The organism is Frankia tisae (assembly GCF_025403405.1).
Taxonomy (GTDB): domain Bacteria; phylum Actinomycetota; class Actinomycetes; order Frankiales; family Frankiaceae; genus Frankia; species Frankia tisai.
The window spans coordinates 1-3,804 of record NZ_JANEZT010000502.1 but is presented as its reverse complement, the minus strand read 5'-3'; the positions used below and the strand labels follow the sequence as shown (position 1 = coordinate 3,804).

The following is a 3,804-nucleotide window of genomic DNA, read 5'->3' as shown; positions in this document are numbered from 1 at the left end:
CACCGGCGTCGCCCCCGTCGCGATCACCAGCCCGTCGTAGGAGACGGGGCCCGCGTCCGTCTCCACGGCCCCGGGCCGCAACCCGACCGCCCGCCGGCCAAGCTGAACCTCCACGCCGTCGAGATCCAACGGCAGCGTGGTCTCCTCGACCCGGCCCGACAACACCCCCTTGGACAACGGCGGGCGATCGTACGGCAGATGTTCCTCCGCACCCAGCAGCACGATGCCGCCCGTGAACCCCGCCGCCCGCAGCTCCACCGCCACCCGTCCACCAGCCAACCCCGCACCCACAATCACAATCCTGTCCATACCGCGAAAAACCTCCAAAACCATGGTGGGCACCGCCCGCCGACAATGATTTGGGGCAACGGCACGACCCCCGGAGGACCCATGCGGACAGGCACGCCCCGCAGCCAGCGGCACCGGATCCACTCCTCCGGCGCCGAACAGCCAAAACCATAGTGGCACTCGGTGCCAAAGGGAAGTCCTTCGCGACCCCGCCTAGGGCACGGGCCCGCTCTCGAGGAACAGCGCCGTGCCGGTGCCAGGAAGTGGTCGGCCGGGGGCCGCCATCGGGCTTGCGGCGGCTGCCGAGGTCAGTCTGGCTTCGATCGCATGCATCGCCAACATCATCAACATCAGGGCGAAAGGCGACACGAGAACAAGGAAGATCACGAGTCGGATGCCCTCCCAGCGGTGCGGCCTGCACGGGCGGTGCGGCTGGCAGACGACGGACCAGCTACGTCATTACCGCGCGAGGACGGCTCCCACCCTCGATAGACGACGGGCGGACTGGGCATACGTGGGGGGTGGCACCGGAGGCCAACCTGTGCCCGCCGAGGCGCGCCGCGCCGGGAGCCGTGGTCGGACCGGGGCCCTCGCCCAGGCAGCGGCTTCGGGTCGCACGCTCGGCGTGACCGGGTCAGCGGTCGATCGTGAAGGTCGCTCGCGACCCGCACAACGCGCTGACCGCATCGTCGTAGAGAAACTTCTTCGAGGTCGCGATCACGGTTCCGTCCTTGCGCGACAGCGGGCGTACGAACGCGGCGGCAGCCGCCAGGACCGGTTCGTCGACGGTCACGATATCGACCAGCCCGACCGCCGAGGCGGCGGCGGCGTCATACCGGCGACCAGTGGTAATCATCTCCAGCACCGCGGCCCGGGAAGCCTTCGCCCGCAGCAACGCAACCTCCCCCCAGGTCAGAAAATACCCGGAGTCAACGTTGGGAAGACACAGGTAACCCCGTCCGGTCTGCATCACACGGTAGTCGTGCGACAACGCAAGAAGGACCCCGTTGGCAAAGGCATGCCCCTGGATCGCGGCAACCGACACCATGGGTAGCAGGAGAAACCTGGCGTACAGACGAAGTACTTCCGCGGCAAAGAAGTCCAGTTCTACTTGGCTTATACTGAACAACCAGCCGAGACTTGTCCCGTCGCACCAGTGGTGCCCAGAGCCGGTCGTGATGAGGGCGCGTGGCGTCGGGGCCTGCTCCACTTCGTCGAGGATGGCGTTGATCTGAAGAACCCTGTCCGAGTCGAAGAGGTTCTCGTCGGAGCCGAGATCCAGAATGAGCAGATTTCCGTCCCGACGCAGCTTCGGACCGGTTTCCATGCGCATCCCCATCACCCCCTTTCGAGCAATCTATCCGCCTTGGCATCCCTCCCCCCGGGTTGCCGCCCGGCACTCCATCATCGGACCGCCTCCCGAAATCCGCAAATTGCGGGTGAGCCGCTGAGCCGGCGACGAAGGCGGCAGCTCGGCGCGGCAAAACCAAGGGTGGGCAATCGCGCGGTGCCGTAAATTCCCGGCATATCGGACAGTCCGACAGCATCAGTGCGTCCCAGCAGCATCAGTGCGTGTGGCGCGCCGGGCTCATCCGGACGACCCGGAAACGACCTCCGACAATCTTGCCGTACATCTCGGCGGACATCGGACCGGGAAACGCCGCGACGACCGAACCAGGGGAGCCGGCGTCGTCGAGGAACACGACCGCGTACGCATCGGGTCCGGATCGCGCAACACGCAACGCGGCTGAGGCGCGGCGCAGATTCACTCGGGACGGCCGGTTGTGCGGTGTCGACGCGGCCATGTCAGTCTCGGCTCGGAGGACACGGCGGGCCGGACCCGCGGCCCGGCCGGCAACGAACCGGTCCGACGCCACCAAAGGCACCGAGTGCCAATGCACCGATGGCGGTGAGCCTGTACGTCTTCGCCATATCCACTCCGGTCCGGGCCGTTCGATTCCTGGACGACGTGCTCCACTGGCCTCACCTTTGAGACTCGCGCACAACGGGCAGCCTGAGGAGGGTGTGAGAGGCGTCATACTATCCGTGCGCAGGGTACTCGCCGGCCGCCGGCCGGCGGGGTGTGACAACAGTCAGACCAGGCGGAGATTGCCGGCCGGCAGCAGCCACGGACCACCGGACCGGACCTCGCCACCGTGTGAGGAGCACACCGATGCCAATGCCGATGCCTGGCTTCACCGGATGGCACGATCACGGCGCCGACGGGGGACTCCCCCACCAGCGGGAACAATCAGTCGCCGCGGGGGCGGGATATCCTTCAAGGGGTCGGCACTGACGCAGTCCATGATTTCGCCGATCCCTCTACCGCTGCCCACAGCTGAATGACAGCAGAATCCGTCGACCACAGAGCTCCTCGCTTCCACCACCAACTACGCGACATCGATACATTGATTGGCAGCACCGGGAGTCTGCCGTTTTGGCGGCACCCCGCCACAAATATAAGTCAAGCTGCCGATTTACCTGGATCTCCCCTGCCGGGCGGCAGCCGACGCCAGTGCACGGATGCCTGCAACGGCAGCCCATCGAACACCCCGAACACTCGAGTCGCCCTCCGGCGTGGGATCGGTCACACTGGCGCAGCCGCGTGGATACGCAGTCCGGCAGCAAAGCGCGACGCATCCACGGTTGTTTCCGCGGCGGTTTTTCAGTACGTGCGGAGCTCACGTCGCGATCGGAGCAGACGTACACCGCGGAAGGAAGGGTAGAACTGAAGGAACACACCTTGTGGCGGCCGGACGAGAGGCAGATCCCATGAGCCTGACCATACGTAACCAACTGACCGGAACCATCACCGACATTACCGAAGGTGCGGTGATGAGCACTGTGCTGATCGCCCTGCCCGGCGAGCAGAACGTTACCGCCGCCGTGACCCTGGATGCGATCAAGGAGCTCGACCTGTCGGTGGGCAGCACCGTCGAGATCCTGGTCAAGTCCACCGAGGTGGCGCTGTCCACCGGAAGCCTGAGCGGTCTGAGCATCCGCAACCAGCTCCACGGCACGGTCTCCAGCCTCGAGACCGGCGGCGCGATGGCGGTCGCGCACATCACCCTCGACAACGGCGGCAAGCTCACCTCGGCGATCACGCTGGCCGCCGCCACCGATCTCGGTCTCGCCGCGGGTTCCCCTGTCACCGCCCTGATCAAGTCGACGGAAGTGGCCCTCGCGGCAGGCTGACAGGCCGGTGCCCGGCACCCGCTCGTGCCCCCGACATCGTGGTCGGGGCCGCCGCCCGGCGGCAGTCCCGACCACGCGGTCACGCGCAGGCCGTAGACCCGGTCCGGCCGCTGACCGTCCGGAACACGAACCAGAGCAGTCAACACACCAGCGACCCGACCCACCGTCCGCGGCGAACGACCAGTTCGCTCACGGCCGGTCCGGGCAGCGGTTTACAGGTCGGCGTAGAGCGGCTCGTCAGCGATGAGGATGCGCTCGAGCAGGCGCGGCGTCGACCCGTAGTTGCGAACCGCGTAATGCACAGCCGCCCGGTTGTCCCAG

5 protein-coding genes are annotated in these 3,804 nt (G+C 66.8%); 1 reads left to right on the top strand and 4 read right to left on the bottom strand.

Annotation, left to right across the window (positions count from 1 at the left end):
• The 4 genes from NBZ85_RS28835 to NBZ85_RS28820 form a co-directional block, all read right to left on the bottom strand.
• The coding region (locus tag NBZ85_RS28835) for an FAD-dependent oxidoreductase (protein WP_261563105.1) at window positions 1–309 on the bottom strand (309 nt) is incomplete at its 3' end.
• Between the two features lie 192 nt (window positions 310–501).
• Complete coding sequence (locus tag NBZ85_RS28830; protein WP_261559882.1) at window positions 502–675, bottom strand: hypothetical protein; 174 nt, start codon at window positions 673–675, stop codon at window positions 502–504.
• A 247-nt stretch (window positions 676–922) separates the two neighbouring features.
• Entirely contained in the window at window positions 923–1,621 is a 699-nt protein-coding gene (locus tag NBZ85_RS28825; RefSeq protein ID WP_261559881.1) for an enoyl-CoA hydratase/isomerase family protein, read from the bottom strand.
• Between the two features lie 232 nt (window positions 1,622–1,853).
• Window positions 1,854–2,093 (bottom strand): hypothetical protein, encoded by a 240-nt coding sequence (locus tag NBZ85_RS28820; protein ID WP_261559880.1) that lies wholly within the window; start codon window positions 2,091–2,093, stop codon window positions 1,854–1,856.
• Window positions 2,094–3,060: 967 nt separating this feature from the next.
• Here NBZ85_RS28820 and NBZ85_RS28815 point away from each other — a divergent pair.
• Window positions 3,061–3,483 carry a TOBE domain-containing protein gene (locus NBZ85_RS28815; RefSeq protein ID WP_261559884.1) on the top strand — a complete coding sequence of 141 codons (423 nt, stop codon included), beginning with the start codon at window positions 3,061–3,063 and terminating at the stop codon, window positions 3,481–3,483.
• Window positions 3,484–3,804 lie beyond the last annotated feature (321 nt).

What these genes read in the sequence shown, in the direction of transcription:
- NBZ85_RS28825 (WP_261559881.1), bottom strand. Translation starts at nt 1,621, where the DNA reads ATGCGCATGGAAACCGGTCCGAAGCTGCGTCGGGACGGAAATCTGCTC.
- NBZ85_RS28820 (WP_261559880.1), bottom strand. Translation starts at nt 2,093, where the DNA reads ATGGCCGCGTCGACACCGCACAACCGGCCGTCCCGAGTGAATCTGCGC.
- NBZ85_RS28815 (WP_261559884.1), top strand. Translation starts at nt 3,061, where the DNA reads ATGAGCCTGACCATACGTAACCAACTGACCGGAACCATCACCGACATT.